Origin of the sequence: Enterobacter sp. BIDMC 29 (assembly GCF_019378755.1) — a bacterium.
GTDB classification, from domain to species: Bacteria; Pseudomonadota; Gammaproteobacteria; order Enterobacterales; family Enterobacteriaceae; genus Enterobacter; species Enterobacter ludwigii.
The window spans coordinates 1,065,717-1,085,424 of the sequence record NZ_CP080000.1 but is presented as its reverse complement, the minus strand read 5'-3'; the positions used below and the strand labels follow the sequence as shown (position 1 = coordinate 1,085,424).

Sequence of the window (19,708 nt, the reverse complement as noted above, 5' to 3'; positions counted from 1 at the left end):
AGTGGGTCACAAATTCAAAATTAACAAATGAGTCGCCGCCCCTAATGATACCGGCACGGATAACGGGAGGGATGATTATGGCGGGACTGGATAAGCGCGTCGGCAGCTATGCGCAGGCGCTGGACGGGCTGACGGACGGAATGACATTGCTGGCAGGCGGCTTCGGCCTGTGCGGCATTCCTGAGAACCTGATTGCCGAAGTCAGACGCCGTCAGGTGCAGGGGCTGACGGTGGTTTCAAACAACTGCGGCGTCGATGGTTTTGGTCTCGGGATACTCCTTGAGACGCGCCAGGTACGAAAAGTGGTGGCGTCGTACGTGGGCGAAAACGCGCTGTTCGAGCAACAGGTGTTGAGCGGCGAGCTGGAAGTGGAACTCACCCCGCAGGGAACCCTGGCAGAAAAGGTTCGCGCTGGCGGAGCGGGTATTCCGGCGTTTTACACGGCCACCGGCTATGGCACCCCCGTGGCTGCTGGCAAGGAAGTTCGCCAGTTTGCCGGCAAGCATTATGTCCTCGAAGAGGCCATCACCGGCGATTTTGCGCTGATCAAGGGCTGGAAAGCGGACTGGTACGGCAACGTTATCTATCGCCATACCGCGCAAAACTTTAACCCGCTGATGGCCACCGCGGGCCGGATAACGGTGGTGGAAGTGGAAGAGATCGTCGCCCCGGGCGAACTGCCTCCGTCGGCCATTCATACCCCGGGGATCTACGTCGACAGGCTGATTGTCGGTCAGTTCGAGAAACGCATTGAACAGCGCACGCTGCGCGCAGAGGGAGTCTGAAGATGTTAACCCGTGAACAGATGGCCATGCGCGTTGCCCGAGAACTGCGCGACGGTTACTACGTCAACCTGGGGATAGGGATCCCGACCCTTGTGGCGAACTATATTCCGGCGGGAATGGACGTGATGCTCCAGTCTGAAAACGGCCTGCTGGGGATGGGAGCCTTTCCGGATGAGCAGAGCCTTGACGCCGACATGATCAACGCCGGTAAGCAAACCGTCACCGCGAGGATCGGTGCAGCCATTTTCGACTCGGCTCAGTCGTTTGCCATGATCCGGGGCGGTCATGTTGACCTGACCGTACTCGGGGCGTTCGAAGTGGATGTCGAAGGCAACATCGCCTCGTGGATGATCCCGGGCAAGATGGTGAAAGGGATGGGAGGCGCGATGGATCTGGTCGCCGGGGCGCAGAACATCATTGTGGTGATGACCCATGCCGCAAAAAACGGAGAGTCAAAACTGCTGCCGCGCTGCACGCTGCCGTTGACCGGCGCTGGCTGCATCCGTCGGGTGTTAACCGACCTTGCGTTGCTGGAGATTGAAGACGGCGCGTTCATTCTGCGGGAATACGCCCCCGGCGTCAGTATTGACGACATCGTCAGTAAAACAGCCGGGAAAATCATCGTGGCGGACGACGTGCGCGAGATGCGCTTCAACTGAGGAGTGAACATGAATGAGGTCATGATTGTCGGGGCCACGCGAACCCCTGTAGGCAGTTTTCGCGGATCGCTCTCCTCCCTTTCCGCGGTTGAACTGGGTGCCGTAGCGGTTCGTCGCCTGCTTGAGAACAGCCAGCTGTGCGCAGATCAGGTAGACGAACTGATTTTCGGTCAGGTGCTGACGGCAGGGTGCGGACAAAACCCCGCCCGTCAGACCGCTCTCACGGCCGGATTGCCCGTCAGTACGCCCGCGACAACCGTCAATCTTGTGTGCGGTGCTGGTTTAAAAGCGGTGCAGCTCGCCGCGCAGGCTATCCGCTGCGGCGATGCCGACGTGGTTATCGCTGGCGGCCAGGAGAGCATGAGCAATGCCCCTTACCTGCTGGACGGTGCGCGGTCAGGGTTGCGTTTTGGTCATACAGGGTTGCAGGACAGCATGATAACGGACGGCCTGTGGGACGCATTTAACGATTATCACATGGGCATCACCGCGGAAAACGTTGCCCGCCAGTATGGCATCTCCCGCGAGCAGCAGGACGCTTTTGCCGCCCGGTCGCAGCAAAAAGCGGCGTCGGCCATTGAGCACGGTCTGTTTGACGCGGAGATGGCTCCGGTCACGGTGAGCGAGGGTAAAAAGCCGCCGCGCCTGGTCAGCAGTGATGAACAACCCCGGCCGGGAACCACCGCTGAGCAACTCGCGCACCTGCGCCCTGCCTTTCGTCGTGAAGATGGAACGGTGACGGCGGGTAATGCCTCAACCCTGAACGATGGTGCCGCTGCGGTGCTGTTAATGAGCGGTGAAAAAGCGCGGGAAAGCGGATTACCGATCCTGGGACGGGTCGTGAGTTATGCCGTGACCGGCGTTGATCCATCGGTGATGGGCATCGGGCCGGTCAGCGCCTGCCAGGCGGTTCTGGCCCGGGCTGGCTGGGCGCTGGATGAGGTGGACGTCATTGAAGCGAATGAAGCCTTTGCCGCGCAGGCGCTGGCCGTTGGCAAACTGCTCGGCTGGGATGAACGTAAGGTGAACGTAAACGGTGGTGCGATTGCGCTTGGCCACCCCATCGGCGCTTCTGGCTGTCGGATCCTCGTCACGCTGCTGCATGAGATGCAACGCCGCGACGCGAAAAAAGGGCTCGTCACCCTGTGTGTGGGAGGTGGGCAAGGCATTGCATTAACCCTTGCGCGCTAACCGCGCCCGGACATCTCGTTGGTACCCGAATATAACAATGATAGTGAGGAGTCATAATGAGTGTGTTGATTGCCCTGGCGGCGCTGGCATTGCTGATGCTCGCGGCTTATCGCGGATACAGCGTTATTCTGTTTGCCCCCATCGCGGCGCTGGGTGCCGTGCTGCTGACCGACCCGGGGGCCGTCGGCCCGACGTTTACCGGTCTGTTTATGGAAAAGATGGTCGGCTTCGTCAAGCTCTACTTCCCGGTGTTCCTGCTGGGTGCCGTGTTTGGCAAGCTGATTGAGCTTTCCGGTTTCTCACGCGCTATCGTCGCTGCAGCGATCCAGATCCTCGGGCGCCGCCATGCGATTCCGGTCATTGTGCTGGTGTGTGCATTGTTAACGTACGGCGGCGTTTCGCTCTTCGTGGTGGCCTTTGCCGTCTATCCTTTTGCGGCCGAACTGTTCCGCCAGAGCGGCATCCCCAAACGTCTTATCCCGGCGACCGTGGCTCTGGGTGCGTTCTCGTTTACCATGGACGCCCTGCCCGGTACGCCGCAGATCCAGAACATTATCCCCACCAGCTTCTTTGGCACTAACGCCTGGGCCGCCCCGTGGCTTGGGCTGATTGGCTCGCTGTTTATCCTCTGTTTTGGCCTGCTCTGGCTGGAGCGTCAGCGGCGAAAGGCGCTCAACAACAATGAGGGCTACGGTTCCGATCTGAAAAATGAACCTGAAACGCCGGACAACATTAATCTGCCCCATCCGCTGATCGCCATTTCCCCTCTGCTGCTGGTCGGGATCCTCAACCTGCTGTTTACCCGCTGGATCCCCGGCTGGTACGGGACGCGCCATGAACTTACCCTGCCCGGGCTGGCGAAGCCGATTGTCACCGAGGTCAGCAAAATCACCGCCATCTGGGCCGTGGAAGCGGCGCTGATCGCGGGTATTGTCATGGTACTGCTTTTTGGATTTCGCAATATCCGGGGACGGCTGGCAGAAGGCAGCCGGACGGCGGTCAGCGGCGCCATTCTGGCGGCAATGAATACCGCGTCTGAATACGGTTTCGGGGCGGTGATCGCTGCGCTGCCCGGTTTTCTGGTCTTATCCAAAGCGCTCGCCGCTATCCCGAACCCGTTGCTCAACGAAGCCATCAGCGTGACCGTGCTTGCCGGGATCACCGGTTCGGCGTCGGGCGGGATGAGCATCGCCCTTGCGGCCATGGCCGAAACGTTTGTCGCGGCCGCCCACGCAGCCAATATCCCTCTGGAGGTTCTCCACCGCGTGGCCTCGATGGCCAGCGGCGGCATGGATACGCTTCCCCATAACGGGGCCGTGATTACGTTGCTTGCCATTACGGGTCTGAGCCATCGTCAGGCGTATGGCGGCATTTTCGCTATCACTCTCATCAAAAGTCTGGCGGTGCTTTTTGTCATTGCCGTGTTCTATCTCACCGGCATTGTGTAAGGAGAATAAAATGAATCTGAACGGTAAAACCGCACTGGTGACCGGCTCGACCAGCGGTATTGGACTTGGGATCGCTGGCGTGCTGGCGAAGGCTGGCGCGCAGTTGATTCTTAACGGTTTCGGCGACAGTGAATCGGCAAGAGACGAAATCGCGAAACGGGGTAAAACGCCGGGCTATCACGATGCGGACCTGCGTGACGTCCAGCAGATTGAAGCCATGATGCACTACGCCGAAACCCGGTATGGCGGAGTCGATATTCTGATCAACAACGCCGGTATACAGCACGTCGCACCTGTTAATGCGTTCCCGGTGGAAAAATGGAACGACATTATCGCCATCAACCTCTCTTCCGTCTTTCACACCAGCCGGCTGGCGCTGCCTGCGATGCAGGCGAAAAACTGGGGGCGCATCATTAATATCGCCTCCGTGCATGGGTTGGTCGCGTCGAAAGAGAAATCCGCCTATGTTGCCGCCAAGCATGGCGTGGTGGGCTTTACCAAATCCCTGGCGCTGGAGACCGCCCGCACCGGTATTACCGCCAATGCCATCTGCCCGGGCTGGGTGCTGACCCCGCTGGTGCAGCAGCAAATCGACAGACGTATTGCCGATGGCGTCGCACCGGATGTCGCTCGTGAGCAACTGCTGGCAGAGAAACAGCCCGCCGGTGAGTTTGTTACGCCGGAACAGCTAGGCGAACTGGCGTTGTTTTTGTGCAGTGACAGCGCCGTACAGGTCCGCGGCGCCGCCTGGAATATGGATGGCGGATGGGTCGCACAGTGACCGCGGTATCGGCATAAAAAAACCTGGCACCGCAAGGTGTCAGGTTTTGTCCGCCCGGGCTAGCTCGAACAGCTCACTTCAAGGCGTTTTCCCCAGTCCGGCGGACGGCTGACATAGTCGTCGTCACGGTCAGCAAACGGCGTACGCAGAGCCACATGCAGGCGATGTAGTTCGTCATACTCCCCCTGCTCTGCCTGTTCAATGGCCCGCTGCGCCAGCCAGTTGCGCAACACCATCGCCGGGTTCGCCGCGTTCATTTGCGCCTGCCGGGTTGCGTCGTCGACCTGCTCTTGCTGCAACCGCGCACGATAAAGCGCAAACCAGTCGTCAAAGCCCTGCCTGTCAATGAACTCGTCGCGCAGCGGTGAGGCACTACTGTGTTGCTCAGTCTGGCTCAGCATCCGGAAGGTGCGGGTGTAATCGCTGCCTTCACGTTCCATGAGTGCAAACAGAGCGTTCAGGATGTCGTTATCGCCCCTCTCCTGCGTCACCAGCCCCAGTTTGTTGCGCATCAACGCGCCGTATTCGCGCAGTAAAATGTCCTGGTAGCTGTCGAGCGCATCATTCAGGGCATCAACGTCGATAAACGGCGACAGAGTTTGCGCAAGGCGCTGCAGGTTCCACAGGCCAACAGCCGGCTGATTGTCGAAACTGTAACGTCCCTGATAGTCAGAATGGTTGCAGATGTACCCCGGCTGATAGTCATCAAGGAAGCCAAACGGACCGTAATCAAAGGTCAACCCGAGAAGCGACATGTTGTCCGTGTTCATCACCCCATGGGCAAACCCGACCGTCTGCCAGCGGGCAATCATGGTTGCGGTACGGGCTACCACATCGCGGAACCAGAGAATGTACTTATCGGCCTCGTCCTGGAAATGAGACCAGTGATGACGAAGGGCATAATCCGCAAGCTGGCGGACTTTTTCCGGCTCACGACGATAATAAAAGTGTTCAAAGTGGCCAAAACGCAGATGGCTTTGCGCAACGCGCATGAGCATCGCCCCTTTTTCCATCGTTTCACGCGCCACCGGGGTGTCACTGGTTACAATCGACAGTGCGCGGGTGGTGGGGATCCCCAGCGCATGCATCGCTTCTGAGGCCAGACATTCGCGAATAGTCGAACGCAATACCGCGCGCCCGTCGCCCATTCGCGAGTAAGGGGTCAGGCCGGCCCCCTTCAGGTGCCAGTCCACCGTCTCCCCGTTGGGCAGCCGTTGTTCGCCCAGCAGGATCCCCCGGCCATCGCCCAGTTGTCCTGCCCAGACGCCAAACTGATGTCCGCTATAGACCTGAGCCAGAGGCTGCATACCGGCAAGCAGCGTTTCGCCTCCCCAGACGCCAGCGCCGTCGGAGGGCTGAAACATCTCAGGTGGAACAGCCAGCTCATCTGCCAGCCGATCGTTATGCCAGATAAGACGGGAATTTTGTAACGGTGTGGGTTTGAGTGCGGTATAAAAACCCGGCAACTCGTCATGCCAGTGAGCAGTAAAAGACAGGGTCATAGGTCCTCCTGCTTTTAGTGTAGAGGGTTTACCCGGACTTAAACACGGGCGAAAGAGAGGGTTATCACTGAACGAGCGTGGTGACGTGCTCTGCAGAGACGGCCGGCCAGAGCGCCCCCTGCATTGCGCCAAAGTTAAAGGACAAGACGCGCTGCAATAAACCGTGGTCATCAATGCCGCCGACGAGCACTGACTGACAGTGAGGCGTTATTTGCCAGAGGATTGCGCGCATAAAAGGCTCAAAAGAGAGTTCAGAAGCACGCTGCTGGATAAATCCCTTGTCGAGAATGACCCGTTTAAACAATCCATCATAAACGGCTTTCAACGACGCTGCGCCTGCGCCAAAGTTTGCCAGCACCAGCGGAAAATGGATTGCCATTCTCGCCAGTTGCAGATCGTCCTTCCCGTTATTTAAACCTGGATAATTCTCATTAACAGTAAACTCAAGAAACGGATAACGCTCAAGTATTGAAACAGCGTTCCCATTACTTAATAAAAATTCAACAATTACAGGTGTAATATTGATCCATGCAATTAACTGATGCTGAATAAAAAACAGTTTACAGGTATCAAGCAATTGCAGTTTCTCGTTAAACAACGCTAACTCTTCTTCAGCAGAAAGCCGCGGGATAACGAGTTCGGTGGGGATCCGAACGTGGGTACCGACGCCAGTAAAGTTAACCAGAACCTCTAAACCTTTAAGCTCGCCGGCGCTATTACGGGCAGGCAGAAGCATCAGTTCAGACTGGTAAGCATTATCTAGCGTAATAATCATTGCACTCGCCCCGCATTAAAGATGAGAGAGGACATCCTGGAGCAATTGCCGACACAATTCCACTGTCTTGATTTTAATAAGATTAATTTCATTAGTTCCGTATTATTTTTCAGATTTATCCCTGAATCTAAAATAATCTTATCCTGGTTGCTCAGTAATAGCCAGTTTTAGATAAAACAGACACCTGAGGAGATAAGTCATTTTTCGTAAATTTAACTTTAAACCTCTTATTTGAGAAAAAATGGCATGATTTATTAGTTATCATGCCATCATAAGAGACTGCTCTTTGACAGACTAAATACGTCGTGCCTGCCAGAAGTTTTTACGCCAGTAAACATTATCGAGCGACGAGCGCATCACCCCACGACTGGTCGAGGCGTGAATAAACTGATTATCGGTATCATAAATACCGACGTGAAGCCCACTTTCACCCGAGCCGGTTTTGAAAAAAACCAGGTCGCCGGGCAGCAAATCATCTTTATCGATTTCCGTGCCAATTTCCGCCTGTTTGCGTGTTTCGCGCGGAAGCTGTAAATCAAACTTATCGCGAAACGTCATCAGAACAAAGCCAGAACAATCTACGCCCCCACGGCTCATGCCGCCATAACGATAGGGCGTGCCGCGCCAGTTGCTCAGCTGATCGTTAAGGCTGGCAATGACGGTAATAGAATCTGAAAGCCGCGGGTTAGGCGGCGGCGCACGATGGCTACTGCATCCCGCAAGAAATAACGCGGCCATCAGGAGAAACCAGAATCGCATTTTCAGACGAATCCTCTGCTTTTTTTGTTCTTTTCGTAATTTAGCGTGCAACGGCGTTAACAGGCAAGAAACGGTTACGCCTGCGCGGTAGAAATCAGCATCTTATGCCCTTCTATATCCAGCCTGCGGAAAGACATATTGTACGCGCGGGCAAGATTTGGCGGCGTCAATACCGCATCGCGCGTGCCGCTGGCAATCATCTTTCCTCGCGCCAACAGCCACACCCGGTGGGCGTGACGCAGCGTATGGTTCAGGTCATGACTGCTCATGACCACGCCGATCCCTTTTCTGCTCAGGGAGCTTAACAGGGTGTCCAGCGCGGCCTGTTGTGCCACATCCAGACCGCTCATCGGTTCATCCAGAAGCAGCAGTCTGCCGTGCGGATTGCCGGCCGGGTGAATCTGCAAAATGACGGCCGCCAGACGCACGCGCTGCCACTCGCCCCCCGAAAGCTGGCTGGCATGCCGGGACAGTTTATCTTCTAGCCCTAATCCCGCCGCCACCTCAGTGAGCAGCGACGTATGCTGTTTATCGTGCAGATGCAGCATCAGGTAGTGCCAGACGGGCATCGCAAAGGGCGGGGCCTGCTGCTGCACCAGATAGCTGCGCCTGTGCGCCAGTGAGACTGGCGACCAGTCAGCAAGGTTATGCTCCAGCAGGGTTATCTCCCCCGCGCCGGCGGTCAGCCCCGCCATGCGCGCCAGTAAGGTGCTTTTTCCTGCGCCGTTCGGCCCGACAAGATGCAGGATTTCGCCTGCATTGATGGCACCGGTTATCGGCTCCAGACGCCCCGTATCGGCGACGTCCGTGAGCTGCATCAGCAACGTCATTATTTCGCCAGCGCCAGCTTGATAGACTCCATCACAATCGGATCTTCAGGCGTCATGTCCGGTGAAAAACGCTGCACCACCTGTCCGTCACGACCAATAAGGAATTTTTCAAAATTCCACAGGATATCGTCCGGATAGAGCGGCGCGCGTCCTTTACTGGCCATGCGCTCATAAAAACCGCTGCCTTCCGGCGCAACGGCGGTCGGCGCGGCCGCCACCAGCTTCGCATACAGGGGATGGCGATGTTCACCGTTAACGTCGATTTTGCTGAACATCGGGAACGTCACACCGTAGGTGGTGCTGCAAAACGTTTTGATTTCGTCTTCGCTGCCCGGCTCCTGGCCCAGGAACTGGTTGCACGGGAAGCCCAGTACGGTGAAACCGTCTTTCTCCCAGGCTTTTTGAATGTTTTCCAGCTGCTCGTACTGCGGCGTCAGGCCACATTTGGAGGCCACATTCACGATGAGCAGCACGTTGCCTTTATAGCTTTCCAGCGTGGTTTTCTCACCCTCAATGGTGGTCACTTCGGTATTCAAAATATCAGACTGCATAGCATTCCCTCAGGTTATCTTACGGGTAGTGATTTAACGTCCGGATTTTAATAGTAGCCAGATAAATACCGGCGCGCCCAGCGTGGCGGTCACCACGCCTATTGGCAGCTCAGCGGCTGTCAGGGCGAGCCGGGCGATGATATCCGCCACCAGCAGCGTTACCGCCCCGGCAACCGCCGAGGCCGGCAGTAAGGTTCGATGGTCGGTTATCCCGCACAGACGCAGCATGTGCGGGATAACCAGCCCAATAAAGCCAATCGCCCCGGCCAGTGCCACGCTCACACCAACCAGCCAGCCAATGGCAATGACCAGCACGTTACGCCAGAAGCCTATTGGCATGCCAAGCTGGCGGGCCGAGGTTTCCCCCAGCGCGAGAATATTCAGCGGCTGTGCCTGCAGGCCCGCCCATAGCAAGACCGGTATCAGCAGGGCCATCAGCCAGCCCTGGCGCCAGTCTACGCCCCCGAAGCCGCCCATCATCCAGTACATCAACTGACGCAAGTCAAAGGCCGTGGAGAAGTACACCGCCCAGGTCATCAGCGCGCTACAGATGATCCCCAGAGCCACCCCGGCAAGCAGCAGCCGACTGGTTGATAAGTGCCGTCTGGCAAAGCGCAAAAGAATTACCGTTATCAGCAACGCGCCGATAATGGCGCTGAGGCTAATTCCCCATGAGGAGAGTTCCCCCCCGCCCAACATCACCGCCGCCACCAGCCCTACGCCCGCGCCATTCGACACGCCGAGCAGCCCGGGCTCCGCCAGCGGGTTATCAAATAATGCCTGCATAATGGTGCCGCACAGTGCCAGCGCGGCGCCCACCAGGATCACCGCCAGCGTGCGCGGCAGACGGATTTGCCAGACGAAAAGCTGCCCCTCAGGCTCAAACCAGTGTTCAGGCCCTATCCACTGTTCCCCGGCGCACAGGCTAACGCCTGCGGTAACAATGAGCAGCAGCACGAGCAAAAGCAGGTGTCGTTGATTTAAACGGTGCTGGCGATGGGCATAATCAAGCATGGATATGGTTTTAGTAGCGTGTGATGTAATTGATTTTACGGCGGGTTTACCAAAGAGCGCAAAGAAAAAAGGCCGCGTGAGCGGCCTTTTTAGTTAGTTCATATTACTCTGCTTTGGGCGTTGCGTTTTCGACACGGCTTTTTAACTTCTGGCCGGGTCTGAAGGTCACCACGCGGCGGGCTGTAATCGGAATATCTTCCCCCGTCTTTGGGTTACGGCCCGGACGTTGGTTTTTGTCACGCAAATCAAAATTGCCAAAACCGGAGAGTTTTACCTGCTCACCATTTTCCAGAGCACGACGGATCTCTTCGAAAAACAGCTCTACCAGCTCTTTGGCATCTCGTTTGCTAAGCCCAAGCTTATCAAACAGATATTCTGACATTTCAGCTTTTGTAAGCGCCATAGGTTCAATCCCTCAATGATGCCTGGAATCGCTCTTTTAATGCCTCTACACATTTGGCGACGGTAGCGGCAATCTCCTCTTCTTCGAGTGTACGGCTGGTATCCTGAAGGATAAGGCTAATAGCGAGGCTCTTGAAACCTTCTGCTACGCCCTTGCCGCGGTACACGTCAAATAAGTTTACGCCAACTACCTGATTTACGCCAACTTTCTTACATTCGGCCAAAATATCTGCTGCGGGCACATTTTCCGCGACCACAACCGCGATATCACGGCGGTTTGCCGGGAAGCGTGAGACGTCGCGGGCCTGAGGAATGACGCGGTCTGCAACCGGGCTCCATTCCAGCTCGAACACGATGGTACGGCCGTTCAGGTCCAGCTTGCGCTCCAGCTCAGGATGAACAACGCCAATGAAACCAATGCGTTTGCCGTCTAAATAGATAGCCGCGCTCTGGCCTGGATGCAGCGCAGGGATCGCTTCTGCACGGAATTCAATTTCAGATAATTTACCGGTCAGATCGAGAATTGCTTCCAGATCTCCCTTCATATCGTAGAAATCAACCGTGCCTTTTGCCAGGTCCCAGTGCTCTTCGTAACGGTTACCGCTGATGGCACCAGCCAGCATGAGATCCTGACAGATGCCTAAATTTGCCTGATTATCCGGTACAAAGCGTAAACCACTTTCGAAAATTCGCACGCGGTTTTGCTGACGATTCTGGTTGTAAACGATAGTCCCCAGCAGACCGGTCCACAGGGACAGGCGCATCGCGGACATTTCGCTGGAGATTGGGCTTGGCAGAATCAGCGCTTCCTGGCCCGGATGGATCATCTGCTGCAGTTTTGGATCAACAAAGCTGTAGGTGATCACTTCCTGATAGCCTTTGTCGTTCAGCATGGTTTTCACACGCTTAAGAGACAAATCTGCTTCACGGTGGCTTCCCATCACCAGACCCGCCTGAACAGGCTCATCCGGGATGTTGTTGTAGCCGTATACGCGAGCCACTTCTTCCACCAGATCTTCTTCGATCTCCATGTCGAAACGCCAGGATGGCGCAACGGCTTTCCACTCGTCCTGCCCTTCGGTCACGTCACAACCCAGGCGGCGAAGGATATCGCTGACCTGTGCGTCAGCAACATGGTGACCAATCAGACGATCCAGCTTGCTACGACGCAGGGTAATGGTCGCACGCTTCGGCAACGTCGCTTCGTGGGTGACGTCGATAACCGGGCCCGCTTCACCGCCGCAGATGTCGATCAGCAGACGCGTCGCACGCTCCATCGCTTTGTGCTGCAGTGCCGGATCGACGCCACGCTCATAACGGTGAGAGGCATCGGTATGCAGGCCGTGACGACGTGCGCGACCGGTGATAGAGAGCGGGCTGAAAAACGCACACTCCAACAGAACGTTTTGCGTTTCATCGTTTACACCGGAGTGCTCGCCACCGAAGATACCGCCCATCGCCAGCGCTTTAACGTGGTCCGCGATCACCAGCGTATCAGCATTCAGTTTTGCTTCGCTGCCGTCGAGCAGAACCAGGGTTTCGCCCTCTTTCGCCATACGCACCACAATACCGCCTTCGATACGATCTTTATCGAACGCGTGCATCGGCTGCCCCAGCTCCAGCAGAACATAGTTGGTCACGTCAACGACGGCGTCGATAGAACGAATACCACAGCGACGCAGCTTCTCTTTCATCCACAGCGGGGTTGGTGCTTTTACGTTGATGCCTTTCACCACACGACCAAGGTAGCGTGGGCACGCCTCAGCGGCTTCAACCTGAATCGGCAGTGTGTCACTGATGGTAGCGTCAACCGGTACGATTTCCGGTACGTTCAGTTCAGTCTGGTTCAGCACGGCCACATCGCGGGCCACGCCGATAATGCCTAAGCAGTCCGCACGGTTTGGCGTCACGCTGATTTCAATGGTGTTGTCATCAAGTTTCAGGTATTCGCGGATGTCGGTACCAATAGGCGCATCAAGCGGCAGCTCAATGATGCCATTGTGATCGTCGGAAATACCCAGCTCAGAGAACGAACACAGCATGCCTTCAGACGGCTCACCGCGCAGTTTCGCTGCTTTAATTTTAAAATCGCCCGGCAGTACAGCCCCCACGGTCGCCACGGCCACTTTCAGGCCCTGACGGCAGTTTGGCGCGCCGCAGACGATATCCAGCAGGCGATCGCCGCCTACGTTAACTTTTGTCACACGCAGCTTGTCAGCGTTAGGGTGCTGACCGCACTCAACCACTTTGCCCACAACGACGCCATTGAAAGCGCCAGAAACCGGCTCTACACCGTCAACTTCCAGACCCGCCATGGTGATCTGGTTGGAAAGCGCTTCGCTATCAAGCGTGGTGTTCACCCATTCGCGTAACCACAGTTCACTGAATTTCATTGTTCTGTCCTGCCCTTATTTAAACTGTTTGAGGAAACGCAGATCGTTTTCGAAGAATGCACGCAAATCGGTCACGCCATAGCGCAGCATTGTCAGACGCTCCATGCCCATACCGAACGCAAAGCCGGAGTAGACTTCTGGATCGATACCTACGTTGCGCAGAACGTTTGGATGCACCATGCCGCAGCCCAGCACTTCCAGCCATTTGCCGTTTTTACCCATCACGTCAACTTCCGCAGACGGTTCAGTGAACGGGAAGTAGGACGGACGGAAACGAACCTGCAGGTCTTCCTCAAAGAAGTTGTTCAGGAAATCGTGCAGCGTACCTTTCAGGTTGGTAAAGCTGATGTTCTTATCAACAATCAGGCCTTCCATCTGATGGAACATCGGGGTATGGGTCTGATCGTAGTCGTTACGGTACACGCGGCCCGGTGCGATGATGCGGATCGGGGGTTCCTGTTCCTTCATGGTACGGATCTGAACGCCCGAGGTCTGAGTACGCAGCAGACGGGTGGCGTCGAACCAGAAAGTGTCGTGGTCAGCACGTGCCGGATGATGGCCTGGAATGTTGAGGGCGTCGAAGTTGTGGTAATCATCTTCGATTTCCGGGCCAGTCGCCACGGTAAAGCCGAGCTCACCGAAGAAACTTTCAATGCGATCAATGGTGCGGGTAACCGGATGCAGGCCACCGTTTTCGATACGGCGCCCCGGCAGGGAGACATCGATAGTCTCTGCCGCCAGACGCGCATTCAGCACCGCGCTTTCCAGCTCAGCTTTGCGCGCGTTCAGTGCCTGTTGCACCTGCTCTTTGGCTTCGTTAATGACCGCACCCGCTGCCGGGCGTTCCTCTGGCGGCAGTTCACGCAGGGTTGTCATTTGAAGGGTCAAATGCCCTTTCTTACCGAGATATTCGACGCGGACATTGTCTAACGCGGCAACATCTGAGGCCTGATTAATGGCGGCTGTTGCACTGGCAACCAGCTCTGCGAGATGTGACATGATTTTCCTCATTATGTCGGTGCAGACACCGATTTGGTGGAGTTATTCTCTCGAATTTAGACACAAAAAAAGCCTCCATCAGGAGGCTTATCTGGCGCTGTTTTTCGTTTCATCTTTCACGCGCTAGCCTCCTGAATTCAGGTGCTAAAGTAAAAGAAGAAGCGGAAAATAGCAGCATTCATGCTTGCGTTACCTTGTGTGGTAAAAAACCGTTAAGACCTTATTGAAAAGGTTGCACGGGTAAAAGTCAATCTTCTGATGGTGTTAAATGAAAAGAGGGAGCGAAGCCCCCTCTTTCAACTGGCTTATGCCAGTGCTGCTTTCGCTTTTTCGACCAGAGCGGTGAACGCTACTTTGTCGAATACTGCGATGTCAGCCAGGATCTTACGGTCGATTTCAACAGAGGCTTTTTTCAGGCCGTTGATGAATTTGCTGTAAGAAATACCGTTCTGACGTGCTGCTGCGTTGATACGCGCAATCCACAGTTGACGGAACTGACGCTTACGTTGACGACGGTCACGGTAAGCGTACTGACCTGCTTTGATAACAGCCTGGAAGGCAACGCGGTATACGCGTGAACGCGCACCGTAGTAGCCTTTAGCTTGTTTCAAAATTTTCTTGTGACGTGCACGTGCAATTACACCACGTTTTACGCGAGCCATATGTGCTCTCCTGTATCTATATTCTTAGTAAAAAATTAAACGTTAACGGCTTATGCGTACGGCAGGCACGCGATAACCAGACCCAGATCGCCTTTAGAAACAAGGCCTTTTGGACGCAGGTGACGTTTACGCTTAGTAGATTTTTTGGTCAGAATATGACGCAGGTTTGCGTGCTTACGCTTAAATCCACCACCACCGGTTTTTTTGAAGCGCTTAGCAGCACCGCGTACGGTCTTAATTTTTGGCATCTTAATTACTTCCACTTCGCATTGTTAAATAAACGAAACATAGGCGAACAAAACCTATGAGACCCGAAGGCTCCACAGGTTTTGCTGCTTGAAGGCCTTACTGTTTCTTCTTAGGAGCGAGCACCATGATCATCTGGCGGCCTTCGATCTTCGTAGGGAAGGATTCGACTACTGCCAGTTCACTCAGATCGTCACGGACGCGGTTAAGCACTTCCATACCAATCTGTTGGTGGGCCATCTCACGACCGCGGAAACGCAGTGTGATCTTGGCCTTATCGCCATCTTCCAGAAAGCGAATCAGGCTGCGGAGTTTTACCTGATAATCGCCATCGTCGGTACCAGGACGGAATTTAATTTCCTTAACCTGGATAACTTTTTGCTTTTTCTTCTGTTCCTTAGAAGACTTACTCTTTTCATAAAGGAACTTGCCGTAGTCCATGATACGACAAACTGGCGGTTCGGCGTTAGGGCTGATTTCAACTAAATCTACTCCAGCTTCTTCAGCCTTTTCGATCGCTTCTCTCAGACTCACAATCCCCAGCTGCTCGCCTTCCAGACCTGTTAAGCGAACTTCCTGGGCGCGAATCTCGCCATTGATACGATTCGGACGTGCCGTTTGAACTCGTTTTCCGCCTTTAATACCTTATTCCTCCAGTTGTTGAAGACTGCGGCTGCGAATCTCTTGTTGCAGCTTCTCAATCACTTCACTTACGTCCAGGCTCCCCAGGTCTTTACCACGGCGGGTGCGAACGGCAACTTTGCCTGCTTCCACCTCTTTATCACCACAGACCAACATATACGGGACACGACGTAAAGTGTGCTCGCGGATTTTAAAGCCAATCTTCTCATTTCTCAAGTCTGCTTTTACGCGAATGCCCGCATTTTGTAGTTTCTGCGTCAATTCTTTAACGTATTCAGCCTGAGAATCGGTAATGTTCATCACCACGACCTGCACTGGCGCAAGCCAGGTTGGGAAGAAGCCGGCAAACTCTTCAGTCAGGATGCCGATGAAGCGCTCCAGAGAACCGAGGATTGCACGGTGAATCATAACCGGTACCTGACGTTCGTTGTCTTCGCCAACATAAGAGGCGCTTAAACGCTGCGGCAGGGAGAAGTCCAGCTGTACAGTACCGCACTGCCATGCGCGATCGAGGCAGTCATACAGGGTAAATTCAATTTTCGGACCGTAGAATGCGCCCTCGCCCAGCTGGTATTCGAACGGAATGCCGTTCTCTTCCAGCGCCACGGCGAGATCCGCTTCTGCGCGATCCCAGGTCTCATCGCTACCGATACGTTTTTCCGGACGCGTTGAGAGTTTGACAACGATCTTCTCGAAGCCAAAGGTGCTGTACATATCGTAGACCATACGAATACAGGCGTTAACTTCATCACGAACCTGATCTTCAGTACAGAAGATATGCGCATCATCCTGAGTAAAGCCACGAACACGCATCAGACCGTGCAATGCACCTGATGGCTCGTTACGGTGGCAGCTACCGAACTCTGCCATACGCAGCGGCAGATCGCGGTAGGATTTCAGACCCTGGTTGAAGATCTGAACGTGGCCAGGGCAGTTCATTGGCTTAATGCAGTATTCACGGTTCTCAGAAGAGGTGGTGAACATCGCATCTTTGTAGTTGTCCCAGTGGCCGGTTTTTTCCCACAGCACACGGTCCATCATGAACGGGCCTTTCACTTCCTGATACTGGTACTCTTTCAGCTTGGAGCGTACGAACGTTTCCAGTTCACGGAAGATAGTCCAGCCGTCATTGTGCCAGAACACCATACCCGGCGCTTCTTCCTGCATGTGGTACAGGTCAAGCTGCTTACCGATTTTACGGTGGTCACGTTTAGCCGCCTCTTCCAGGCGCTGCAGGTAGGCGTTAAGGGCTTTTTTATCGGCCCACGCGGTACCATAGATACGCTGCAACATCTTGTTGTTGCTATCGCCACGCCAGTAGGCGCCCGCGATTTTCATCAGCTTAAAGTGATGACAGAAGCGCATGTTCGGCACGTGCGGTCCACGGCACATGTCGACGTATTCTTCGTGATGGTACAAGCCAGGCTTGTCATCATGAGAGATGTTTTCATCAAGAATAGAGACTTTATAGCTCTCGCCACGCTTCACGAAGGTTTCACGCGCTTCGTGCCAGCTGACTTTCTTCTTAATGACGTCATAGTTAGTTTCGGCGAGCTCGTGCATACGTTTTTCGAGCGCGTCGATATCTTCCTGAGTCAGGGTATGGTCAAGATCAACGTCATAGTAGAAACCGTTGTCGATAACCGGACCGATCGCCATTTTGGTGTTCGGCCACAGCTGTTTGATCGCATGACCTAACAGGTGCGCGCAGGAGTGACGAATGATCTCCAGACCTTCTTCGTCTTTCGCTGTGATGATAGACAGCTGCGCATCGCTTTCAATCAGGTCAGATGCATCAACCAGCTCACCATTAACACGGCCAGCGATGGTTGCTTTCGCGAGTCCAGGACCAATGTCCAGGGCAACATCCATTGGGCTTACAGCGTGGTCGTAATGGCGTTGGCTGCCATCAGGAAGAGTAATTACAGGCATTTTATATCCTTATTTGCAGTGATGCCCCACACATAAGAGCATATACAAAGAAAATAATCGTGATTTGACAATAGATTACGACACCATCTGACCAACAATCGTCAAATTGGCTCGCGATCATTCACCCGCCGAAAATCAGATAAATGCGGATTTACGGCAAGCCCTGCAATGGTAACACTAACAAAAGAGAGATTGCACCCTTTGCGGGCAGATTGCTGCGCTGGCACTTTCGCATGAATTTGCAGGGCGCATATCTCCGATGCTCGCATTCCAGAGATGCTGGGCTACTCTTGAACAAGTCTTTAAACCCAAAGGTGCATACCATGAACGTATCAAGTAGAACGGTTGTGATATTGAACATCCTTTCAGCCACCGGTTTATTGTTGATTCTTGCAGAACGATTCCACTGGTTCTAACCGAACCGGAAGCAGGCATAACCTGATTCACCACTGGAGAAGGGGCATTTCCCCGCCCTGTTTGGTAGACTGTTCGCATCAACTTACAAGGATCAGGTTATGCCAACAAAACGATTTGCCGTAAAACACTGGAAAATGGTACTGGTGCTGATTGCCATCTGCGGTGCGATGCTGCTTCTGCGTTGGGCGGCAATGATTTGGGGCTGAACGTGAATATAAATAACTGCGCAGGGAATAACATCGTTATCCGTAATACCCTTTTGCGGGTATTCACCGCCAGGACGAAATACGGACGATAGGTTTACGTCAAATAGGTTTACCGCGAAAAAACCGGTACCACAAAATCCGGTTTTTTTGGCGCGTTGAATTAGCGTTTAAACGTCAATAACAACTCGGCAAAATCCATCAGGACCATTCACCTGCAACCAGTTTATGGACGTCAAAAGCATCATTCATAGACTGACCGGTGGACTGAGAGGCTGGCGCGATGTTAGATCCGGCTTCAACGTCAGCGGCTTTCGCAATGCCGATTTGGCTGTGGGTGTCACTGGCTGTCGGGGTGGTTTCATCAGCAGCAAATACGCCAAAAGACAGTGCGGAAAGCACCATCGCTGCTGCGGCAGTTTTGATTTTTTTCATAATGTTTTTTCTCTTTCTACATTTAATGCTAATAATGCTAAATACCTTAAGGCCGAATTCTGCCCGTGCTAAGAGTGTAGATCCAGATCACACTTTTGCCTAGCCTGTTACGTTATCAATTCGTGTCAAATAAGCCGCAAATTAATGAAAATGCATTATGAAGAAATGATGGAGATATCAGCAGACCAGATATTTCAAAACAGTGTTTAATATAAAACAGCACAGTTTCAAAAAATAAAAAACGGGCCGATAGCGTAATCGGCCCGAGAATATTACATTTTATAACCCAGTGAAACCGTGGTTCTGCGGTCGGTATGATCCGGAGCAGAATCAGGAGGAGAAGAGTTCCAGGTGACGTTGTAGGCCACTTTCAGGCCAAAGTGTTCGTTGATGGCCACGTTCAGCGCTGTTTCTGAGTTCAGCGTCGTATCGTCGGCACCAAACACAGACACCCCCTGGGTAAATTTGGTGTTGTCAGTCATCTGCCAGGCATAGGTGCCGGAAGCGTAACCGAGCGGTTGAGTTTTGGTTTCGCCGTCGGTGTACTCGTCGTAGCGCACGCCTGGACCGAATTCAAAACGTAAACTGTGTACCGGACCGTTCAGGAACTGACGACCGTAACCGGCAGTGAACACATCACGCTGGCGATAGCCGTTGTAACGGTCAGTTAACCAGCTGGCCTGACCAAACAGGTAGTCAAAGTCGGTCATGTTGTAACGGCTACGTCCGCCAACCGCATATTTCTCGGAAGAGCGTTCGTCATTCGCGGAGGTGTTACTGGCATTTCCCCACAGAGACCAGGCGGTGGTATTACCGTACCAGGTCAGCGTACTGTCCGCCGTGAGAGAGGAGCTTTTCGTGTTACCGGATTGTGCAAGATAGCCAGCGTTCAGGTTACCTTCAAACGGTTTTTGCGCGGTGGCTGGATCGTCCATGACAGTAAAAACGGAATCATCTGCGGTCGCGTTCATTGCAGCAAACACGCCACCCGCCAGCATCAGTGCAGCGGGTACTGTCTTCAAAAGCTTCATTTTATTAAGGAGTCCGTACAACAAAAAAAGAGACCACACGGTCCCGGAAAC

The 19,708-nt window shown here is 54.2% G+C and carries 23 protein-coding genes and 1 other annotated feature; of the genes, 7 read left to right on the top strand and 16 right to left on the bottom strand.

The window, feature by feature from the left end; translation table 11 throughout:
- The first annotated feature begins 77 nt into the window (after positions 1-77).
- From JTA15_RS04830 to JTA15_RS04810, 5 genes are read left to right on the top strand one after another with little or no spacing between them, the layout of a single operon-like run.
- On the top strand, positions 78-785 hold the full coding sequence (locus tag JTA15_RS04830) for a CoA transferase subunit A (protein WP_032677981.1): 708 nt from the start codon (positions 78-80) through the stop codon (positions 783-785).
- Positions 786-787: 2 nt separating this feature from the next.
- Positions 788-1,444: a CoA transferase subunit B gene (locus tag JTA15_RS04825; RefSeq protein WP_014169704.1), complete on the top strand. Its 657-nt coding sequence runs from the start codon at positions 788-790 to the stop codon at positions 1,442-1,444.
- 9 nt (positions 1,445-1,453) lie between these two features.
- Positions 1,454-2,635, top strand: coding sequence for an acetyl-CoA C-acetyltransferase (locus tag JTA15_RS04820; protein WP_219372920.1), 1,182 nt, complete (start codon positions 1,454-1,456; stop codon positions 2,633-2,635).
- A 53-nt stretch (positions 2,636-2,688) separates the two neighbouring features.
- The gene (locus tag JTA15_RS04815) at positions 2,689-4,083 is read left to right on the top strand and encodes a GntP family permease (RefSeq protein ID WP_219373230.1); all 1,395 of its coding nucleotides are present in this window, start codon (positions 2,689-2,691) and stop codon (positions 4,081-4,083) included.
- A gap of 10 nt (positions 4,084-4,093) precedes the next feature.
- On the top strand, positions 4,094-4,864 hold the full coding sequence (locus JTA15_RS04810; protein WP_025204395.1) for a 3-hydroxybutyrate dehydrogenase: 771 nt from the start codon (positions 4,094-4,096) through the stop codon (positions 4,862-4,864).
- Between the two features lie 59 nt (positions 4,865-4,923).
- Here the strand turns inward: JTA15_RS04810 and selO are convergent, their stop codons facing one another.
- The 14 genes from selO to thrS all read right to left on the bottom strand — a co-directional run bounded on the left by selO (position 4,924) and on the right by thrS (position 17,571).
- Positions 4,924-6,366 (bottom strand): protein adenylyltransferase SelO, encoded by a 1,443-nt coding sequence (gene selO / locus JTA15_RS04805; RefSeq protein ID WP_219372919.1) that lies wholly within the window; start codon positions 6,364-6,366, stop codon positions 4,924-4,926.
- A gap of 64 nt (positions 6,367-6,430) precedes the next feature.
- The gene (locus JTA15_RS04800) at positions 6,431-7,141 is read right to left on the bottom strand and encodes an EAL domain-containing protein (protein WP_020884402.1); all 711 of its coding nucleotides are present in this window, start codon (positions 7,139-7,141) and stop codon (positions 6,431-6,433) included.
- A gap of 294 nt (positions 7,142-7,435) precedes the next feature.
- On the bottom strand, positions 7,436-7,900 hold the full coding sequence (locus JTA15_RS04795) for an NlpC/P60 family protein (RefSeq protein WP_008500650.1): 465 nt from the start codon (positions 7,898-7,900) through the stop codon (positions 7,436-7,438).
- Positions 7,901-7,974: 74 nt separating this feature from the next.
- Positions 7,975-8,730 carry a vitamin B12 ABC transporter ATP-binding protein BtuD gene (gene btuD, locus JTA15_RS04790; protein ID WP_219372918.1) on the bottom strand — a complete coding sequence of 252 codons (756 nt, stop codon included), beginning with the start codon at positions 8,728-8,730 and terminating at the stop codon, positions 7,975-7,977.
- Positions 8,730-9,281: a glutathione peroxidase gene (locus JTA15_RS04785; protein WP_014169696.1), complete on the bottom strand. Its 552-nt coding sequence runs from the start codon at positions 9,279-9,281 to the stop codon at positions 8,730-8,732. The genes btuD and JTA15_RS04785 overlap by 1 nt, the downstream gene beginning before the upstream one ends.
- Before the next feature lie 33 nt (positions 9,282-9,314).
- A complete protein-coding gene (gene btuC / locus JTA15_RS04780; RefSeq protein WP_219372917.1) occupies positions 9,315-10,295 on the bottom strand; it encodes a vitamin B12 ABC transporter permease BtuC in 981 nt (326 codons plus the stop codon).
- A gap of 103 nt (positions 10,296-10,398) precedes the next feature.
- Positions 10,399-10,698, bottom strand: a complete 300-nt coding sequence (gene ihfA, locus JTA15_RS04775; RefSeq protein WP_003857805.1) for an integration host factor subunit alpha — start codon at positions 10,696-10,698, stop codon at positions 10,399-10,401.
- Between the two features lie 4 nt (positions 10,699-10,702).
- On the bottom strand, positions 10,703-13,090 hold the full coding sequence (pheT, locus tag JTA15_RS04770) for a phenylalanine--tRNA ligase subunit beta (protein WP_219372916.1): 2,388 nt from the start codon (positions 13,088-13,090) through the stop codon (positions 10,703-10,705).
- Between the two features lie 15 nt (positions 13,091-13,105).
- Complete coding sequence (gene pheS / locus JTA15_RS04765) at positions 13,106-14,089, bottom strand: phenylalanine--tRNA ligase subunit alpha (RefSeq protein ID WP_020884406.1); 984 nt, start codon at positions 14,087-14,089, stop codon at positions 13,106-13,108.
- 62 nt (positions 14,090-14,151) lie between these two features.
- Positions 14,152-14,276: a sequence feature (Phe leader region), on the bottom strand.
- On the bottom strand, positions 14,227-14,271 hold the full coding sequence (gene pheM / locus JTA15_RS04760; RefSeq protein ID WP_001386830.1) for a pheST operon leader peptide PheM: 45 nt from the start codon (positions 14,269-14,271) through the stop codon (positions 14,227-14,229). Its footprint overlaps the feature before it by 45 nt.
- 118 nt (positions 14,277-14,394) lie before the next feature.
- Complete coding sequence (gene rplT, locus JTA15_RS04755) at positions 14,395-14,751, bottom strand: 50S ribosomal protein L20 (protein ID WP_000124850.1); 357 nt, start codon at positions 14,749-14,751, stop codon at positions 14,395-14,397.
- Between the two features lie 50 nt (positions 14,752-14,801).
- Positions 14,802-14,999 carry a 50S ribosomal protein L35 gene (rpmI, locus tag JTA15_RS04750; protein ID WP_003030583.1) on the bottom strand — a complete coding sequence of 66 codons (198 nt, stop codon included), beginning with the start codon at positions 14,997-14,999 and terminating at the stop codon, positions 14,802-14,804.
- 97 nt (positions 15,000-15,096) lie between these two features.
- Positions 15,097-15,639: a translation initiation factor IF-3 gene (gene infC, locus JTA15_RS04745; RefSeq protein WP_023616141.1), complete on the bottom strand. Its 543-nt coding sequence runs from the start codon at positions 15,637-15,639 to the stop codon at positions 15,097-15,099.
- Between the two features lie 3 nt (positions 15,640-15,642).
- The gene (gene thrS, locus JTA15_RS04740; protein ID WP_014169692.1) at positions 15,643-17,571 is read right to left on the bottom strand and encodes a threonine--tRNA ligase; all 1,929 of its coding nucleotides are present in this window, start codon (positions 17,569-17,571) and stop codon (positions 15,643-15,645) included.
- A gap of 143 nt (positions 17,572-17,714) precedes the next feature.
- On the opposite strand from thrS, the gene yncL reads away from it, so the two are divergent.
- Together yncL and yniD are read left to right on the top strand one after the other, a co-directional pair.
- The gene (yncL, locus tag JTA15_RS21895) at positions 17,715-17,987 is read left to right on the top strand and encodes a stress response membrane protein YncL (RefSeq protein WP_071605471.1); all 273 of its coding nucleotides are present in this window, start codon (positions 17,715-17,717) and stop codon (positions 17,985-17,987) included.
- Positions 17,988-18,086: 99 nt separating this feature from the next.
- Positions 18,087-18,194, top strand: a complete 108-nt coding sequence (gene yniD, locus JTA15_RS04730) for a small membrane protein YniD (protein WP_008500658.1) — start codon at positions 18,087-18,089, stop codon at positions 18,192-18,194.
- 198 nt (positions 18,195-18,392) lie between these two features.
- Here yniD and JTA15_RS04725 read toward each other — a convergent pair whose 3' ends face one another.
- Together JTA15_RS04725 and JTA15_RS04720 are read right to left on the bottom strand one after the other, a co-directional pair.
- Complete coding sequence (locus tag JTA15_RS04725; protein WP_020884407.1) at positions 18,393-18,626, bottom strand: hypothetical protein; 234 nt, start codon at positions 18,624-18,626, stop codon at positions 18,393-18,395.
- A gap of 272 nt (positions 18,627-18,898) precedes the next feature.
- Complete coding sequence (locus tag JTA15_RS04720; protein WP_025204400.1) at positions 18,899-19,657, bottom strand: YdiY family protein; 759 nt, start codon at positions 19,655-19,657, stop codon at positions 18,899-18,901.
- Positions 19,658-19,708 lie beyond the last annotated feature (51 nt).